This window comes from Parafrankia sp. Ea1.12 (genome assembly GCF_900465275.1).
In the GTDB taxonomy this organism is placed as follows: Bacteria; Actinomycetota; Actinomycetes; order Frankiales; family Frankiaceae; genus Parafrankia; species Parafrankia soli.
In genome coordinates this window covers 1-17,429 of sequence record NZ_UBIZ01000285.1, presented here as the reverse complement: position 1 = coordinate 17,429, position 17,429 = coordinate 1, and the positions used below count along the sequence as shown (strand labels likewise).

Below are 17,429 nucleotides of genomic sequence, written 5' to 3'. Positions count from 1 at the left end.
GCGCTGATGGAAATCGGGATGACCGAGGGCACAGCCACGGTTGTCTCGTTGGCCGATGGCACCACCAGCCTCTACACGAGTGCCGGTGGCGGCCTGGTGGGCGGTGGCGCACACCGTGTCGTGGTCGCCGCGACCCGCCATTTCCTCTCGGTCGTCGGAGCACACCTCGACACCTTCGACGAAGACTCGGAGCGAGCGCCTGTCCCGGAGTCCGGGCGGGTGACCTTCCGTGCTCTCACGTATGTTGGTCGCCGATACCTGGACCTGTCGGAGAAGGACCTCTGCGAACCGGGACATGCCTTTTCTGCGCTTTATCAGGCCGGTCATGAGGTCGTTGCCCGACTACGCCTGGTGAACGCACGCGATTAGTCGTCGACGGGTACCGTTTTCGTCGATCCCGTGGCGTTCGCGGCCTCGTGCCGTGGCTGGTCGTATGGCACGGTCGGCCACGTCCCGTGGTCAGCTGTGTGCTGCGGTCGGCCTCGTGCGGAGGCTCCGTCCCCGCCCCCGGTCATTCTGCTGCGCCGTCATTCAGCCCTCACGTCGAACCGGCCCGGGCCGTTCTGGTCCGAGTTGTCCCGCTGACGTATGAGGTGGCTCGGCCAACACGCTTCGGTGGCCCCCGCCGGATGCGTCCCCGACGCGGAGATCCTGGACGGGTACGCCGTCGTCCAGCCCTGGTCCGCGCTGTTCAGTCCTCGTCGCTCAGCCGTCGCGTCACCCGGTGGTTTCGACGATCCGTCATCAGTAATATACGCTGGGTAATAATGATCTAACCTAGGCTTGCTGCTTCGGGACGCGCGACGGAGGGAACGGGACCATGGCGACCAGTTCATCGGAGACCGGTACGTCCAGTAACGGCGCCGGTGCCATCAGTGGCTCGGTCGGTCGCCCGGAGTCGATCCAGGCGGTCACCCCTCCCTTCTCCGCCGTGCCGCCGGCGAGTGCCACGGCCTCGGCGGCGACCAGGTCGGGAAGCGCTCCCACCCGGGCTGACGAGGCGGGTACCGACCAGCACACGGCGCCCCGCCCGCCCGCCATGGAGCCGGCCTCCACCAGCTCGCCCGCCGTGACCGCGCCCGCCGGCGGCTCGCCTGCCCCGTCTTCGCCCACCGCGACGAGCTCGCCCGTTGCCGCGAGTTCGACTGCCGCGGCCTCGACAGCGGGCCCGGCGTCCGGCCGGTCCACCTCCGCCCGAGGCTCGCGGGCGGGCGCGTCCCGCGGCACGACGGCCCGCGCCGCGGCGACCGGCACCAGGGCCACGGGCACGCCGTCCCGCGGGACGGCGGCTCGGGGCGGCACGGCCCGCACGGGCACGGCACGGAGCACGGCCGCGCGGAGCACTACGGCGCGGACGACCAGCGCACGGAGCACAACGGCGCGTGGGAGCACGACCCGTCCGACGGGGAGCGGTCCCAAGCCGGAACGCGCCGCCGCGACCCGGGGGCGGTCGACGCGCACGGCGGCGCCACAGCCCGCGCAGCCGGCGGTGGCTCGGGCGGCGGCGGCCCGGCCGGCAGGGGCCCGGTCGACGACGTCCCGGTCGGTCGTGTCCCGGGCGGCTGGCACGGTTCCCGAAGCGGCCGCGTCGGCGGTCACCGCCGTCCAGAAGCTGTTTCGTGGGCGCAGGGAGCGGGCGGGGCGGGTCGTTGTCATGCGCCTGCCCTATGTCACCGCGCGGCTGGAGGTGGCGCCGCCACCGCGGACCGACGGCGTCCGGATCGGGCCGCTCGCCCTCCCGTCGGCGAAGCGGACCGCCTACTACGCGGGCCTTGGCGCGCTGGCCGCCATCGAGATCATCGAGTGGCCGATCGCGGCCGCGATCGCCGCGGGTACCTATGTCTCCCAGCACAGCCGGCCCGTGAGCGCGGGCCGCGACGGCGGCACCGGCCACCGTTCGCCGAGCGCCTGACCGGTGGTGGGGCGCCTCCCGCTGCCCTCGCCTCGCAGCGCCGCGCGGGCGCTTGTCGCGGAGCTTCACCGGCCGTCGCGGCGGCCCCGCGCGGTGTGGTGCGGCGCTGGCTCCGCCCACGTCGAGCTGCTCCGGCGGGACGTGCACGACCACGCGGCCGCCGCCGTCCGGGCGCTTGAGGGAGTCGACTGGGCCGAGGTCGACGAGGGCCTCGGTCGTCTCCTGGTCGCCTTCGACGCTGACGCGGTCGACGTCGCTGACGTGATCGACGCCGTGGCCGAGGTGGAGAACGCCGCCGCGGCGCGACCGCGGCCCGCCACCGAAGCCCCGTCGACCAGAGCCCTGTCGACAGAAGCCCCGTCAGCCGGGGGGCCGCACGCCCGGCCGCGGGGGCAGGATCGGAACGGGCACCCCGGTGATCCCGGACCGGTCGCCGCCGAGCTCGTCGCGCTCGGCGTGGACGCCGCCGCCTTCGGTTTCGCCGTGGCCGGACGGTTGCTGCGGCTGCCGGCGGTGCCGCGCGCCGCCGCCGCGGCCGTGGCGCTGGTCGACCACCAGCCGCGGGCCCGGCGCGCCGTCGAGCGCGGGCTCGGCCGCACGGGCACCGACCTCGCGCTCGGCCTGGCGAACGCGGGGGTCGCCGCGCTCAGCCAGAGCCCCGACATGATCCTCGTGGGCGCGGCGCACCGCTGCGCCACGCTGGGAGAGCTCCTCGCCGCGCGGGCCGCGTTCACCCGGCTCGAACCCGAGCTGGGCCGGGCGACCCGCGGCGCGCACAGCGCGGCCCTCGGCCGTCTCGGTGAGGTCGCGCGGGAGCGACGGCCGCGCCCGCTGCCGGCCGGCCCGGTGGAGCGGTGCGCCGACCGGATGGCCGCGGCCGGGCTGGCACTCGGCGCGGCGACCCTGGCGGTGTCCGGGTCGCCGGTGCTCGCCGGCGACCTGCTCCTCACCACCGTTCCCCGCGCCGCGTGGCTGGGCCGGGAGGTGTTCGCCGCGACGGCGGGCCGCCGGCTGGCCGGTCACGACGTACTGGCGCTGGAGCGGTCGTGCCTGCGCCGCCTCGACCGTGTCGACACCGTGGTGGTGTCGCCGGCCGCCCTGCTGTCCGGCGCGGCGCGGGTGCTCTCGGCACCGGACGGCCCCAGCTGGACGGTCGTCGACGCCCTCGTGGACGGGCTGGACGTGTGGCGCCCGTTCCGCCCCGGCGCGGTCGTGGCCCGGGACGGCGCCGTCCGGCTCGTCGCCGCGCACGCCCGCGGGGCCCGCCGGGCGGCCGACCCCGACGGCCTGCCCGTGGAGCTGCGCGGCACCCGGCCCGTGGTGAGCGGGCTCGTCGGTGTCGAGACGGACGGGCACGCGGAGGCGGTGCTGCGGGCGGCGCGCGCCTGCGGCAGCGTCCTGCTCGGTGAGCACGTCAGCACCGCCGAGTTCACCCCGCTCGTCGACGCACGGGTACGCGGCGGGACGGATCTGGCGACCGAGGTGTGGCGGGCGCAGGCCAGAGGCGCGGTCGTCCTCGTGGTCGGCTGCGGCTCCGACACGGACGCGCTGCACGTCGCCGACGTCGGTGTCGGGCTTGTCCGTCCCGGGGAGCGGCCGCCCTGGTGCGCGGATCTGCTCTGCGTGCGCGGGCTCGCCGATGTGTGGCGGGTGCTGCAGTACCCGGTGCCGGCCCGGGCGACCAGCCGCCGGGCGGCCTCCCTGGCGGTGTCCGGTTCGGCGCTGTCCGCCCTGACCACCGTCGTCGGTGGGGGAGCCTCCGGACGTCCAGGCCGCTCACTGGCCGGAGCGCTGGCCCGGGGCGGCCCGGTGAGCGCCGCCGCGGTCAGCTCGATGGCTGAGGGTCTCGTGGCCGCGTCCCGCGCGGACCGACGTCCACCGCCGGCGCCGGTGCGGCGTACGGACTGGCATGCGCTGGACGCGGAGGCGGTGCGCCGCCGGCTGCCCGCCGCACCGCGCGACCCGGCGGAGCCGGGCGGGGTCCGATCGGACGGCGCCGGCGCCCACCCGACGGTCAGGTCGTTCGGGAAGGGCGCCCGGGAGCTCGGCGCCGCGGTCGTCGCGGACCTGCGGGACCCGCTCGTACCGGTGCTGATGGTGGGCGCGGCGGCCAGCGCCGTCCTCGGCTCGACGGTCGACGCGGCGCTGGTGGCCGGGGTCTCGGTGACGAACGCCGTTCTCAGCGGTGCGCAGCGGGCCCGCGCCGAGGCCGCGATGCGCGGACTGATGGCGCGCCACCTCGCGCTCGCCCGGGTCGAGACGACCGATGGCCTCCGCGTGCTGCCGGCCGACGAGCTGCGGCCAGGTGACCGAATCCTGGTACGGGCCGGGGACGTCGTCCCCGCCGACGCGCGGCTGCTCGCCGCGGACACCCTCGAGGTTGACGAGGCGTCGCTGACCGGCGAGTCCGTCCCTGTCGGCAAGTCCGTCGAGCCGACGCCGTCCGCCGATCTCGCCGACCGCAGCTGCATGCTCTTCGAGGGGACGACCGTGCTCGCCGGCACGGGCCGGGGAATCGTCGTCGCCGTCGGCGAGGCCACCGAGGCCGGCCGCGCGAGCGCCGCCGTGGTCGGCACGGCGGCGCCGGTGGGCGTGCAGAACCGGCTGGGTGATCTCACCCGGCTCGCGCTGCCGCTGACCGCGGCCAGCGGGCTCGCTGTGACCGCCCTGTCGGTGCTGCGCGGGGCCGGGGCGCGGGAGGCGCTCGGCGCGGGGGTGGCGGTGGCCGTCGCCGCGGTGCCGGAGGGTCTGCCCCTCGTCGCCACGGTCGCCCAGGTCGCGGCCGCCCGCCGACTCGCCCGCCTCGGCGTGCTCGTGCGCTCCTCGCGCACCGTCGAGGCGCTGGGCCGGATCGACACCGTCTGCTTCGACAAGACCGGCACGCTCACCGAGGGCCGCCTGGTGCTGCGCGAGGTCGCGGTGGTGGGCGGTGCGTCCCGGGATGACGTGCTTCGCGTCGCCGGCGCGGCGAGCCCCCGGCCGGACGGGCCCATCCCGCACGCCACCGACCGTGCCGTGCTGGCCGCGGCGGAGCCGCTGGAACCGCTGGGCCGCCGACTCGCCGAGCTGCCGTTCGAGACCGCGCGTGGCTACGCCGTCACGATGGTGCAGGCCGGTGACGCCACGGTGCTGGCGGTCAAGGGGTCGCCGGAGACGCTGCTCGACCGCTGCCGGATGCCCGCCCGGGATGTCGCGGCGGCCCACCGCACGGTCGACGCGCTCGCCGCGCGGGGCCTGCGTGTGCTCGCTGTGGCTCGTTCGAAGCCCTTCCACCCGCAGTCCCCGGCACCGCCCGCACCATCGGCGCCGCCGGCACCATCGGTGCCGCTGGCGCAGCGGGCCGCGGTGGCGTGCGGGCCGGTCGACATCCCGGACGCGCTCGTGCGGGATCTGGAACTCGTCGGATTCGTCGGGCTGGCGGACACGCCGCGCCCGACGGCCGCCCCCGCGATCCGCCGACTGACCGGTGCCGGTCTGCGCGTCCTCGTCGTCACCGGCGATCATCCGGGCACCGCGGCCGCGATCGCCGCCGAGGTCGGGCTCCGCGTCACCGCCGGCGCCGTCGTCACCGGGCCCGAGCTCGACCAGCTCGGGGACGAGGAGTTCGGCCGCCGGGTCGGCACCGCCGCGGTCTTCGCCCGGATCTCCCCGGAGCAGAAGGTACGGCTCGTGATGACCCTGCGCCGGCAGGGCCGCACGGTGGCGATGACCGGTGACGGCACCAACGACGCGGCCGCGATCCGCGCGGCGGACGTCGGCGTCGCCGTCCAGGGACGCGGGTCGGCGGCGGCGACCGGGGCCGCCGACCTGCTGCTCACCACCGCCGACGTCGACCGGCTGGCAGACGCCGTCATCGAGGGCCGGCGGATGTGGCAGTCCGTCACCGACGCGGTGTCGGTGCTGGTCGGCGGGAACGCGGGCGAGGTCGCCTTCACGCTGCTCGGCGCGGCCGTGGCGGGCCGGGCGCCGCTGAGCCCGCGTCAGCTCCTGCTGGTCAACCTGCTGACGGACATGGCGCCCGCGATGGCGCTGGCGGTGCGCGGCCGCGGCGGTGACCCGCCGCACTCCGCGGACACGATCCTCGCCGGCCCGCTGCGCCGCGCGATCCTGCTCCGCGGCGCGACCACCGCGGGCGCGGCGACCGCCGCCTGGGCCGTAGCCCGACGCACCGGCACCCCGGGACGGGCCTCGACCGTGGCGCTGCTGGCCGTCGTCGGATCGCAGCTCGGGCAGACGCTCGCCCTGGCCGGCCGGGATCCGCTCGTGATCGCCACGGCGGCCGGGAGCTTCGCGGTGCTCGCCGGGATCGTGCAGACCCCCGTGGTCAGCACCCTGTTCGGCTGCCGGCCCGTCGGCCCGGTCGGCTGGACGATCGCGGTGGTCTCCGCGTCCGTGGCGACCGTGGTGGCAGTGGGGTCAGACCGCGCCCACCGCGGGCGAAGCGCCCAGCCAGCGGCGGACCAGCCCGGTGACCAGCAGCACGAGCACCGTTCCGACCGCCTCGACGAGCAGACCAGCGAGAAGCTCCGTCATGACCCCGCCTCCTTTCCAGCAGCAGATGGCATTGCGGTTACGGTGAGCCAGCCTGGTTAACGTGAGGTGACGGGCGGGGCTCGAGTGGATGGCCAGGCGGAGAAGCCGGCATCCGACGGCCGCGTGCGGGCCGATACGGTGCTCCCGGTGAACGGAATCCTGCAGTGAACTGGGCGGAAGGCGCGGTCCTCGGTCTGGTCCAGGGGCTCACCGAGTTCCTGCCGGTCTCCTCGAGCGCGCATCTGCGGGTCGTGGCCGCGCTGGCCGGCTGGGACGACCCCGGCGCCGCGTTCACCGCCGTCACCCAGCTCGGCACGGCCGCCGCCGTGATGGTCTACCTCCGCGCCGACATCGCCCGCCTCGGCCGCGCCTGGCTGCGGTCGCTTGCCGGCCCGGTCCCGGGGCAGCTCACGGCGCTCGGCGCGCGACCGGGGCCGGAGATGAGGCCGGGGTCGGGGTCGTACTCGAATCCAGCGCCGGATCCGGCGCTGGCCGCGGACGCCCGGCTCACCTGGCTGATCATTTTCGGTACCGTGCCGATCGGAGCCGTCGGGTACCTCTTCGAGGACGTCATCAAAGGCCGGTTCCGTGATCTGCGGCTGACCGCGGGCGCCCTGGTCGGCGTCGGCGCGCTGCTCGGCGCCGCCGACAGCCTGACGGCCCGGCGCGCGGCGCGCGGCGGTGCCATGACCATCGGCGGTGCGCCGCGCGGCGGCCGGCCGCTGGCGGAGCTGTCCGTGCGCGACGGGCTCCTGATCGGGCTCGCGCAGGCCGCCGCGCTGGTGCCGGGGGTGTCCCGCTCGGGGGCGACCATCGGTGGCGGCCTCCTGCTGCGCTACTCCCGGGAGGCGGCCGCGCGCTACTCGTTCCTGCTGGCTGTTCCCGCCGTCCTGGTGTCGGGAACCTTCGGGCTCCACCGTCTCTACCGCGAGGTCCGGCCGCACGCCGCGACGGGTGCGACGGGCACGACGGGCGAGGCCGGCGAGCGGGCGGCCGAGCCGGCCTGGGGTCCGCTGGTCGGCGCGAGCGTCGTGGCGTTCGTCGTCGGGTACGCGGCGATCGCCTGGTTCCTCCGGTACGTCTCGGCGCACGGTTTCGCGCCGTTCGTCGTGTACCGGATCGGCCTCGGGCTGCTGCTGCTCGCGCTCGTGCTCGGCGGCAGGATCCCGGCGACGCCGGCCTGAGCGGCCCGGGAGGCCCGAACTGTCGGCGGCGGGGTGTCCAATACCGTTGGCGCTCGGGGGACACACGCCCAGGGACACCCGGGATCCGAGGACCGACCGAACGAAAGTGAGTGACGATGGACCGGCCAGCGGCCACGACGTCCGCGTCCACCGAACAGGACGACCCCCGGGACGAGCCGCGCACGGCGACCGACCTCGACACGGATCCCGGCGCCGATACGGACACCGGTACCGACACGGATCCCAGCGCCGACACGGACATCGGTACCGATATGGACACCGGCACCGAGACCGGCGCCGACCTTGGCACTGACGCGCGGGGCCTGAGCGCCGCCGAGGTCGCGGAGCGGGTCGCCGACGGCCGGGTGAACGACATCCCGGTCCGTTCCAGCCGGTCGGTCGGCGAGATCGTCCGGGCGAACGTCCTCACCCGGATCAACGCGATCATCGGCGTGCTCTTCGTCCTCATCGTGATCGTCGGCCCCGTCCAGGACGCCCTGTTCGGCGGCGTGATCATCGCCAACACCCTGATCGGCGTCATCCAGGAGATCCGCGCCAAGCGGACCCTCGACCGGCTCGCCGTCGTCGGCGAGGCCCGCCCGGTCGTCCGGCGCGACGGCGTCGCCGCCGAGCTCGCGGCGTCCGAGATCGTGCTCGACGACGTCGTCGAGCTCGGCTCGGGCGACAAGATCGCCGTGGACGGGTTCGTCCTCGAGGCGGAGAACCTCGAGGTCGACGAGTCGCTGCTCACCGGCGAGGCCGACCCGGTGCACAAACGTCCCGGCGACACGGTCATGTCGGGGAGCTTCGTCGTCGCCGGGTCCGGCGCGTTCCGCGCGACCCGCGTCGGCCGCGCCGCCTACGCCGCCCAGCTCGCCGAGGAGGCGAGCCGCTTCACCCTGGTCCACTCCCAGCTCCGCAACGGCATCAACACCATCCTGCGGGTCGTCACCTGGATGATCATCCCGACCGGGGTGGCGCTGATCATCAGTCAGATCCTGGTGAACGACGACGACCTGGCGGAGGGCATCCGCCGGATGGTCGCCGGCCTCGTCCCGATGGTGCCCGAGGGCCTGGTCCTGCTCACCTCGGTGGCGTTCGCGGTCGGCGTGGTCCGGCTCGGCCGCCGCCAGTGCCTCGTCCAGGAACTGCCGGCGATCGAGGGGCTGGCCCGGGTCGACGTCGTCTGCCTGGACAAGACCGGCACCCTCACCGAAGCCGCGATGGACGTCGTCGAGCTGCGCATGCTCGACGACGACATCGAGACCGGCGGAGGCAAGGAGACCGACGGGAGCAAGGCGACCGCCGAAGCGGTGCTCGGCACCCTCGGCGCCGCGGACAGACGTCCCAACCCCAGCATGCAGGCGATCATCGACGCCTGGCCGGCGCCCGCCGGATGGACCGTCCAGGCCGACATGCCGTTCTCCTCGGCGCGCAAGTGGAGCGGCGCCGAGATCACCGACCCAGCCGACCCGACCGGCCCGGCGGCCACCTGGCTGCTCGGTGCACCGGACGTGCTCCTCCCGGAGAGCCATCCGGCGCTCGCCGAGGCCGACCGGTTCGGCGAGCAGGGCCTGCGCGTCCTGCTGCTCGCCACCTACGGCGCGACCCTCGCCGGGGCCGTGGCCGACCCCGCCGAGGTCCCTGGACTGACCACCCCGGTCGCCCTGGTCGTCATCGCGCAGCGCCTGCGGGCCGACGCCTCGGACACGCTGCGCTACTTCGCCGAGCAGGGCGTCGCCGCCAAAATCATCTCGGGAGACAACGCCCTGTCCGTCGGCGCCGTCGCCCACACCCTCGGCCTGCCCGGAGCCGAGAACCCGGTGGACGCCCGCACGCTCCCCGCCGACCCGGAGGCCCTCGCCGACGTCCTGGAGGCGAACTCGGTCTTCGGCCGGGTCAGCCCGCAGCAGAAGCGGGAGATGGTCGCCGCACTGCAGTCCCGCGGGCACGCTGTCGCGATGACCGGCGACGGCGTCAACGACGTGCTCGCCCTCAAGGACGCCGACATCGGCGTCTCGATGGGCTCCGGGAGTCAGGCAACCCGCGCGGTCGCCCAGATCGTCCTGCTGAACAACAGCTTCGCCACCCTGCCCTCGGTCGTCGGTGAGGGCCGGCGGGTGATCGGCAACATCGAGCGGGTCGCGAACCTGTTCCTGACCAAGACGGTCTACTCGGTGCTGCTCGCCATCGTCGTGGTGATCACCCAGGTGCCCTACCCGTTCCTGCCCCGCCACCTGACCCTGATCGGATCACTCACGATCGGGATCCCCGCCTTCTTCCTGGCCCTGGCCCCGAACGCCGAACGGGCCCGCCCGGACTTCGTCGGCCGGGTCCTGCGCTTCGCGCTGCCCGCCGGGGTGCTCGCCGCCGCCGCGACCCTGACCTCCTACTTCCTCGCCCGCTCCATCTACGACGGCGACCTCGACGCCGAGACGTCGATGGCGACGCTCACCCTGTTCCTCGTCGCCCTGTGGGCGCTGGCGATCGTCGCCCGGCCCTACACCTGGTGGCGGATCCTGCTCGTCGCGACGATGGCGCTCGCGTTCGCGGTCGTGCTGGCCGTCCCCTACGGGCAGGAGTTCTTCCAGCTTTCGCTGGTCGGCACCACCGGCCCGTGGACGGGTGCGGCCGTCGCCCTGGCCGGCGGCATCGCGCTGGAGATCAGCTGGGTCTTCACCCGCCGCCACCTCGACGCCGAAGCGACCCGGAGCCGCCCGACACCGGCCCGTTCCTGACGACCTGGTCAATCCGCGGCGAGCGGAGGGCTCAGCGGCGGCGCCGTCACCGGTCTCGAGGAGGAGGGGCCCGGTGCGGTTGAGCAGGGTCAGAAAGGTGGGTGGCCGCGTTGTACTCCACCAGCGTCAGCCGGTCACCATCGTGGGCGAAACGGGTGATCGCCGCGTTGATGACCGGCCCCTCGGCGACCATCGCGGCCAGGTCGTCGAAGGACAGGCTCTCGATCACATACCGCATCATGATCACAACGGCGTCATGCGCGACGAGGAACATCCGACGGCCCGGGTAGCGGCGATCCAGGTCTTCCAGCAGCGAGGTGAGGCGGACCGCGATGTCACCGAAGGACTCACCCCCGGGCGGCCGGTAGGCGAACGGCCCCGCTGCGCGACTTCGTTCGACCTCGGCGGGAAACCGGTCGGCGATCGCGGCGGATGTCAGCAGCTCCAGCCGCCCCATCAACCGGTCGCCCAGGCGGTCGTCCACGACGGGCTCCGGTAGCCGTAGCCCGGTGGCTTCCGCGGTGGTGGCGGCGATCTCCCAGGTCTCTCGCGCGCGCTGGTAGGGGGAGCAGACGACGACCTCAGGGCGACGCATGATGGGCGGTCGCGCGGCGAGGCCCCGCCCCAGCGCGGCGGCCTGCGCCCGGCCGAACGGGGAAAGCGGGACGTCGACATCGCGGCCGGTGATGCCGGTCTCGGCCCGTCCCGCGGCTTCGGCCTCGGCGAAGGCGATGTTGGCGGCGCTCAGACCATGCCGGACGACCGTCACCTCCGCGAACGAGTAGCCCACGGCACCGCCTCTTCTCCCGCGTAGCAGCCGCTGCGTCCCGCAGACGCTGAATATCGGTGCTTGCGCGTCCGACCTAGCGTGGCCAGAGTGTCGAAGGGCGCGTTCTCGATCATGCGATCGCGGCGATGTCCCCGTCGTCGAAGTAGATCGCCTGGTGCAACCGGCCCCCGAGAGCAGCGGCATATCTGGCGACGATGTCCTGACCGGAGACAGAGCCCTGCTCGATCTGCGAGATCCGGCCCTTGGTCACCCCCATGCGCTCCGCCACCTGCTGCTGGGTCAGACCCCGCGCCCGACGGACCTCGGCAAGCCGGTGCCCGACCGCGACCGCCAGGAGCTCCTGTCTGCCGGCTGCGACTGCCTCCTCTCCGCCAGCCCTGACAACCTGCTCGGCGCGGATGTCGGCCCACCGTGTGTAACCACTCATCGCCGATCGCTCTCTTCCTGACCGCGTTCCACGAGATAGGTCTTGTAGCGCTGCTCGGCCAGCGGGATCGCTTCGGCGTACCACGCGTTCCACTGCCCGGCTTTGTCTCCCGCGACGAGCAGGATGCTCGACCGCCACGGGTCGAAGCAGAACAGGACCCGCACCGTACCCGGCCTGAGTTCCTTCAGATTCGGCACCGCCGAGCCGCTGATCGTGTCGACCAGCGGCCTGCCCAATCCGGGGCCAGCCTCGGCAAGCAGGTCGATAGCCTGCACGACTCGTGCGTGTGTAGCCGTATCCAAGTCGTCGATCCACTCGCGGACCTCGTCGACGAGGTAGACCTCCCACTGTCGCCCGCCCACTCGAGAAGTATAGCGCCTGCTAAACCAGTGGGCATGGCCACACCACCCACGTCAGATGATCATCTTCGGAATTGGGAGCTGGAACGGTCAGGAGCCTGGTCCGGTGGTGGGGGAGCCGGTGTCGCCGCGCTGGGCCGGTACCGGCGGGACGGTCGGTGCGGCCTGTTTCGCCGGCGCGGACCGTCCGCCGTTGAGGCGGGCGAGGTAGGCGTTGTAGGCGTCGAGCTGTTCGTCCACCCCGGCGGCGTCGACGCGGCGCTCGCGGGTGCGGGCGCGGCGCTCGTCGGTGCGGGCCCACTGCACGGCGAGGACGAGCAGCACCACCAGGGTCGGGACCTCCCCGAACGACCAGGTGATGCCCCCGGCCGTGCCCTGGTCGTGCAGCGGGCTGACCCCCCAGGGGCGGACGAGCTGCTCGTACCAGCTGCTGCCCAGCACCGTGGACGTGCTCATGATCGTGAGCCCGAGGAAGGCGTGGAACGGGACCACCGCCATCAGCATCAGCACCCGCCCGGGGTGCGGTGGCCGCTTCGGCAGCGGGTCGATGCCGATGAGGACCTCGAAGAAGTAGAAGCCCGTCATCAGGAAGTGGGCGTTCATCGCCAGGTGGCCGAGGTGGCTGTTCATCAGGTAGCCGAGCAGGTCGCTCAGGTACAGCACGTACAGGCTGCCGGCGAAGTTCGCGGTGACGAACAGCGGATGGGTCACCACCCGCGCGGGCCAGGAGTGCAGCCCGGCGAGCAGCCACTCGCGCGGCCCGGCGCGGTACGGCGCGGACGCCGGCCGCAGCGCGCGCAGCGCGAGGGTGATCGGCGCGCCGAGCACCAGTGGGATCGGCGCCAGCATCGTGAGGATCATGTGCTGGGTCATGTGCACGCTGAGCAGCACCGGCCCGTAGGTGCCGAGGCCGCCGGACGTCACGACGGCGACCAGCGCGAGTCCGGTCAGGAACCCGATCGTGCGGCCGATCGGCCAGCTGTCGCCGCGGCGCGCGAGCCGGATGACCCCGGTCAGGTACAGGCCGGCGGCGAGGGCGACCAGGCCGAGGAACACCCAGTCGGGATGCCAGGAGGTGAGGAGCCGTCCAGGTGTGATCGGCGGTGGCATCGGGTAGCCGAGCAGGCCCTCGGTCGGGTCGGTCGGCAGCGCCGAGTCGTTGACCGGCGGCGCCGTCTGCGCCAGGCCCGCTGCCAGTCCGAACGTCGCCGCGAGAACGCAGATCTCGACCGCGGCGAGCCGCCGGAACGCGCTCAGGCGGGTGGGTACGCCGCCGGCGGCCGCATTCGCCGTGCCCGCGCCTGCCGTGCCCGCGCCTGCCGTGGCCGCGTCGACGGTGTCCGCGGGCTTGGGGTCCGTTCGGACGGCACTCGCGTCGGCGCGGTCGCCGGCCACGGCAGCGGTGATCACCCGGCGGCGCACGAGGGCGCCGAGCGTGACGGCGGTGAGGAGGCCGGCGGCCTTGCCGAGCACCAGCAGGCCGTACCGGTCGTCGAACAGCGGGCCGAACCCGCCGAGCCGGACGGCGGCGCTGGCCACGCCTCCGACCGCGGTGGCCCCCGCGGCCCAGGCGGCCAGCCGCGAGTAGCGCCGCAACGCGGCGAAGAAGGTGGTGTCCGGCAGGGCCCGCATGGTCAGCAGGGCCAGCAGGCCGCCCATCCAGACCACGGCCGCCGTGATGTGCAGGCCGAGCGCGATGACGGCGAGCGCGTGCTGTGACGATCCGGCCGCGTGCCCGGTGACGACCGGGGGGAGCAGCGCCGCGCAGGCGAGCGCGAGCAGCCATCCGGCGGCCACAGTCGACATCAGCGTCGCGCTCACCAGCGCGACGGCCAGCGCCGCGACGGCCACGATGAGCAGCGCCCTGCCCTGCGGGGCGGCGGAGACGAAGGAGCGCAGCGCCGCAGGGTCCAGCACCTCGCCGGGTGGGCGCGCGGTGATGTCGGAGGCGGTGAACACCAGCTCGGCCAGCGCCGCCACCGCCCACACCGCCGCCGAGACCGCTGCCGCCCGCCCGTGGCGGCGTGCCACCGCGCCGAGCCGGCCCTGTTGGGCGGGGATGAGTACGGCCGCGGCGAGCAGCCAGCCGACCGTCCCGACGGCGGCCACCTCGCTGACCACCCGGGCCACCGGCAGCCCCCAGTGGGTGAGCGAACCGGCGTCGGGCAGCCCCGGCAGGTCCACCCCCGCGGGGCCGGTGGCGACGACGGCCACCAGCGCGACCAGCGCCAGCAGCGCGGCCAGTGCGACAACGGGAACGGCCATCGTTCCTACTCCCGGTTCCGTCGGATCAGCAGTACCGCGCCGCCGAGTACGGCCAGCCCGGCGATGACCACTCCGATGACCCAGCCGTTGCCGCCGTCCCCGGCGGGTTCCGAGGTGGCCGGCGGCGTCGGCGCGGGGTCTGTCGGCCGCGGCGCGGCGGTGGTCGCCGTGCCCGGGGTCGTGGCGCCGCCCGGCGGTGCCGCGGGTTCGGGTGTGGCCGTCGTGGCCACAGCGGCGGGGGGAGCGGCCACCGCGAAGGAGAACTCGCCGCTGATCGGATGCCCGTCAGTCGAGACCACACGCCAGGCGACGTGGTAGTCGCCCGCTGTGACGTCCCGCACCGCGACCGAGAGGGTGGTGTCGGTGACCTGCGGCGGATCGGCCGGGATCTGGCCGCCGCCGGCGCGGGTGACCGCGACAGTCGCGTAGTCCGCCCAGACGGCCTCGCTGAACACCAGCGAGATCCGGGTGGGTGGCGCCTCCAGGGTCGACCCGTCGGCCGGGTCGGTGCTGTGTAGCGTTGAGTGCGCCCAGGCGGGACGGGGCGTGACGAGAATGACGGCCAGCATCATCACGGCGACTGCCGTCAGGGTCGTGAGCGCTGCGGTCGACGTCGCGGCGAGCGATCTTCGTTGCACCGGGTCCAGTCTACTTTCTACGTTTGGTAGAAGGATCGGCCGTGGTGTGGTCCCGGCCGAGCCGGCCGAGCCGCCCCGACCGGCGTGTCAGTGGGGTGGCGATCAACATCCTCAAGATCGGCAGCGCACAATGACGTCCATGCAGATCGGTGTCGTCTACCCGCAGATCGAGCTTCGAGGCGATCCGAACGCCGTCCGGCGGATCGGGACCGCCGTCGAGGACCTCGGCTTCGACCACCTGCTCGCCTACGACCACGTGCTCGGCGCCGTACATGCCGACAGGACGCCCGCGCTGTCAGGCCCCTACACCGAGCAGGACCCGTTCCACGACCCGTTCGTGATGTTCGCTTATCTGGCCGGTATCACCGAACGTATCGGTTTCGCGACCGGGGTCCTGATTCTCCCGCAGCGTCAGACCGCACTCGTGGCCCGGCAGGCAGCCGATGTCGATCTCCTGTCCGGCGGTCGGCTGCGTCTCGGTGTGGGGGTCGGCTGGAATTCCGTCGAGTACGAGGCCCTCGGCCAGGACTTCCGCACCCGCGGGGCTCGGCAGGAAGAACAGATCACGCTGCTTCGCCGGTTGTTCACCGAACCCGTCGTCGACTTCTCCGGCCGCTTCGACCGGGTCGACCGGGCCGCGCTCGTGCCGAAGCCGTCCCGGCCCGTCCCGATCTGGCTCGGCGGGTCCGGCGAGGCCGCGTTCGACCGGGCGGCCCGGCTCGCGGACGGTTTCGTCTTCTTCGGCGGCTTCGGCGTCGATCACGCCCTGGCCGCCTGGAAGCGGCTACGCGAGAAGTTGCACGGCCTCGGCCGGTCGGTCGAGGAGTTCGGCGCCGATTACGTGGTTCTTCCCCGGGGCGGAGTAGGCGACCTCACGGCGGAGATCGATGCCTGGCGCGAAGCCGGCGGAACCCACGTCTCCGTGGCCACGATGGGACGCGGCCTGGACTCCGCTGACGGTCACGTCGACTATCTCGCCACGGTCGCGGACGCGCTCAACCTGTCGTGACGAGCGCGGCAAGGCTGCCGAGCCGGTGAGGTCACGCGCCGGCCCACCCTCGCAGAGTTCTCCGGGGTGCCCGATCGGCATCAGGGATGGGCGGTCTCCGGCAGAGGGAAGAGCTCCAGCGGAGGGTTCGGCTGCTACCTCTAGGGTTGCACGGGTGACGGTCTCGATCGTGGCCCGTGACCCTGAGACGGGGTGGCTGGGGGTCGCGACCGCGAGCGGTGTACTCGCCGTGGCGCTGGGGGGACTTGGCGCTCGACTGGCTTCACGCGGGGTTGTCGGCAGACAACGTCGCGGCCCGGCGGCCCGGCGGCCCGGCTGCCCGGCTGCCCGGGGCGGACGGGGCGCAGCTTGGGATCGTGGCAGCCGGCGGCGGAGTCGCGGTCGTGTCAGGGCCGCGGGTGGAAGCGGAGGTCAGCGTCGCCCGGCGCGAGGACGTCTGCGTGGCGGCGAACCTGATGGAACACCCCGGAGTCGCCGAGCGGACCGTCGCGGCTTATGACGCCTCGGCGACGCAGCCCTTCCCAGCGCGGTTGGTCGCCGCGCTGGCTGCGGCGGACCAGACTGGCGGCGATCTACGCGGCGGGCAGTCCGCCGCCCTGCGGGTCGTCGACCCGGCCACGCCGTCGGCGACACGCGAAGCGGGCGTCCGGTCAGCGGCGAGGTCGATCTGCGGGTCGACGACGCCCGCGAACCGGTCGGCGAGCTACGCAGGCTGACGAAGATCGCCGAGGTGACGTTCACGTCGGAGGACCGGGTCCGCGATGTGATCCACAACTTCAACGCCGACGGGTTCGACTCCCTTTACTCGAAGTACGCCGGCGGGCGGCCCCGGAAGTTCACCCACCCGAGCGCAGGGAGATCAAGAAGATCGCGAAGTCCCGTCCCTCCGAGCACCAGCTGCCGTTCTCGACCTGGAGCCTGACCAAACTCGCAGAGTTCCTGGTCGCAGAGGGGGTGGTCGCCGACATCAGCCATGAGGGCCTACGGGTCTTGCCCCGTGAGGAGGGCGTGTCGTTCAACCAGGCCCGGATCGCGATCGTCTGTGACAACTGCAGCCCGCACCTGTCGACCCGGGTCGACAGCCGGGTCGGGGACTGGGTGGCGGCGAGCAACGTCGAGATCGCCTACACCCCGCCTGCAATAGCTGGCTCAACCGCATAGAGGCCCAGTTCACCGCCCTGCGCTACTTCGCGTTGGACGGCACCGACCACCGCAACCACCGCACCCAAGCATCGGTGATCCGCCGCTACATCATCTGGCGGAACAAGCACGTCCAAGACAAGCAGCTACGCCAGGTCGTTGACAGGGGCGAACGTAGCCTGACGCGGCACTACCACCCGGCGAGCCGCTTCTGGCCGTTCCAGTGGTACAAGACCGGAATCTATGTCGCCCTCACTCTCGCCCTCGCCGGGCTCTCCTTCTGGTGTGTCCGCTGCCTGTCCTGATCCAATGCCGTGAAGCGTAGTTTGATCTTGCTGGGATCTGGTCATGCTGCGCGTGGGGCGAGGGGGTGGAGCCGGATCGTTGGCGGGCCTGGGTGGCGGGTCGAGGCGGGTTCGCCGGGTTTCTTGACG

At 73.6% G+C, this 17,429-nt stretch carries 13 protein-coding genes and 1 pseudogene; 8 read left to right on the top strand and 6 right to left on the bottom strand.

Going from position 1 to position 17,429, the window contains the following annotated elements; genetic code table 11:
- Positions 1-18 precede the first annotated feature (18 nt).
- A complete protein-coding gene (locus FMEAI12_RS13670) occupies positions 19-369 on the top strand; it encodes a hypothetical protein (RefSeq protein WP_235013973.1) in 351 nt (116 codons plus the stop codon).
- Between the two features lie 408 nt (positions 370-777).
- On the opposite strand, the gene FMEAI12_RS13665 is transcribed toward FMEAI12_RS13670, so the two are convergent.
- Positions 778-1,656: a hypothetical protein gene (locus FMEAI12_RS13665; RefSeq protein WP_165938712.1), complete on the bottom strand. Its 879-nt coding sequence runs from the start codon at positions 1,654-1,656 to the stop codon at positions 778-780.
- Here FMEAI12_RS13665 and FMEAI12_RS13660 point away from each other — a divergent pair.
- From FMEAI12_RS13660 to FMEAI12_RS13645, 4 genes are all read left to right on the top strand, one after another.
- Complete coding sequence (locus FMEAI12_RS13660; RefSeq protein WP_235013972.1) at positions 1,655-1,912, top strand: hypothetical protein; 258 nt, start codon at positions 1,655-1,657, stop codon at positions 1,910-1,912. The two genes, FMEAI12_RS13665 and FMEAI12_RS13660, sit on opposite strands and share 2 nt — an antisense overlap.
- A 93-nt stretch (positions 1,913-2,005) precedes the next feature.
- Positions 2,006-6,505 (top strand): cation-translocating P-type ATPase, encoded by a 4,500-nt coding sequence (locus tag FMEAI12_RS13655; protein WP_235013971.1) that lies wholly within the window; start codon positions 2,006-2,008, stop codon positions 6,503-6,505.
- Positions 6,506-6,609: 104 nt separating this feature from the next.
- On the top strand, positions 6,610-7,629 hold the full coding sequence (locus FMEAI12_RS13650) for an undecaprenyl-diphosphate phosphatase (RefSeq protein WP_112106311.1): 1,020 nt from the start codon (positions 6,610-6,612) through the stop codon (positions 7,627-7,629).
- Between the two features lie 272 nt (positions 7,630-7,901).
- Positions 7,902-10,367 (top strand): cation-translocating P-type ATPase, encoded by a 2,466-nt coding sequence (locus FMEAI12_RS13645; RefSeq protein ID WP_368672070.1) that lies wholly within the window; start codon positions 7,902-7,904, stop codon positions 10,365-10,367.
- 46 nt (positions 10,368-10,413) lie between these two features.
- Here the strand turns inward: FMEAI12_RS13645 and FMEAI12_RS13640 are convergent, their stop codons facing one another.
- The 5 genes from FMEAI12_RS13640 to FMEAI12_RS13620 form a co-directional block, all read right to left on the bottom strand.
- Positions 10,414-11,157, bottom strand: coding sequence for a histidine phosphatase family protein (locus tag FMEAI12_RS13640; protein ID WP_235013970.1), 744 nt, complete (start codon positions 11,155-11,157; stop codon positions 10,414-10,416).
- Between the two features lie 109 nt (positions 11,158-11,266).
- The gene (locus FMEAI12_RS13635; protein WP_112106308.1) at positions 11,267-11,584 is read right to left on the bottom strand and encodes a helix-turn-helix domain-containing protein; all 318 of its coding nucleotides are present in this window, start codon (positions 11,582-11,584) and stop codon (positions 11,267-11,269) included.
- Positions 11,581-11,946: a type II toxin-antitoxin system RelE/ParE family toxin gene (locus FMEAI12_RS13630; protein ID WP_112106307.1), complete on the bottom strand. Its 366-nt coding sequence runs from the start codon at positions 11,944-11,946 to the stop codon at positions 11,581-11,583. The genes FMEAI12_RS13635 and FMEAI12_RS13630 overlap by 4 nt, the downstream gene beginning before the upstream one ends.
- Before the next feature lie 87 nt (positions 11,947-12,033).
- Positions 12,034-14,208 (bottom strand): cytochrome c oxidase assembly protein, encoded by a 2,175-nt coding sequence (locus FMEAI12_RS13625; RefSeq protein ID WP_112106306.1) that lies wholly within the window; start codon positions 14,206-14,208, stop codon positions 12,034-12,036.
- 5 nt (positions 14,209-14,213) lie between these two features.
- Positions 14,214-14,846 (bottom strand): copper resistance CopC family protein, encoded by a 633-nt coding sequence (locus FMEAI12_RS13620; RefSeq protein WP_112106305.1) that lies wholly within the window; start codon positions 14,844-14,846, stop codon positions 14,214-14,216.
- 139 nt (positions 14,847-14,985) lie between these two features.
- Here FMEAI12_RS13620 and FMEAI12_RS13615 point away from each other — a divergent pair, with 139 nt between their 5' ends.
- The 3 genes and pseudogenes from FMEAI12_RS13615 to FMEAI12_RS39890 all read left to right on the top strand — a co-directional run.
- A complete protein-coding gene (locus tag FMEAI12_RS13615; RefSeq protein WP_112106304.1) occupies positions 14,986-15,855 on the top strand; it encodes an LLM class F420-dependent oxidoreductase in 870 nt (289 codons plus the stop codon).
- A 176-nt stretch (positions 15,856-16,031) separates the two neighbouring features.
- Positions 16,032-16,571 (top strand): DUF1028 domain-containing protein, encoded by a 540-nt coding sequence (locus FMEAI12_RS13610; protein ID WP_112106303.1) that lies wholly within the window; start codon positions 16,032-16,034, stop codon positions 16,569-16,571.
- Positions 16,523-17,174 (top strand): annotated as a pseudogene (locus FMEAI12_RS39890) (helix-turn-helix domain-containing protein); the annotation flags it as partial. The gene FMEAI12_RS13610 and the pseudogene FMEAI12_RS39890, both read left to right, overlap by 49 nt.
- Positions 17,175-17,429 lie beyond the last annotated feature (255 nt).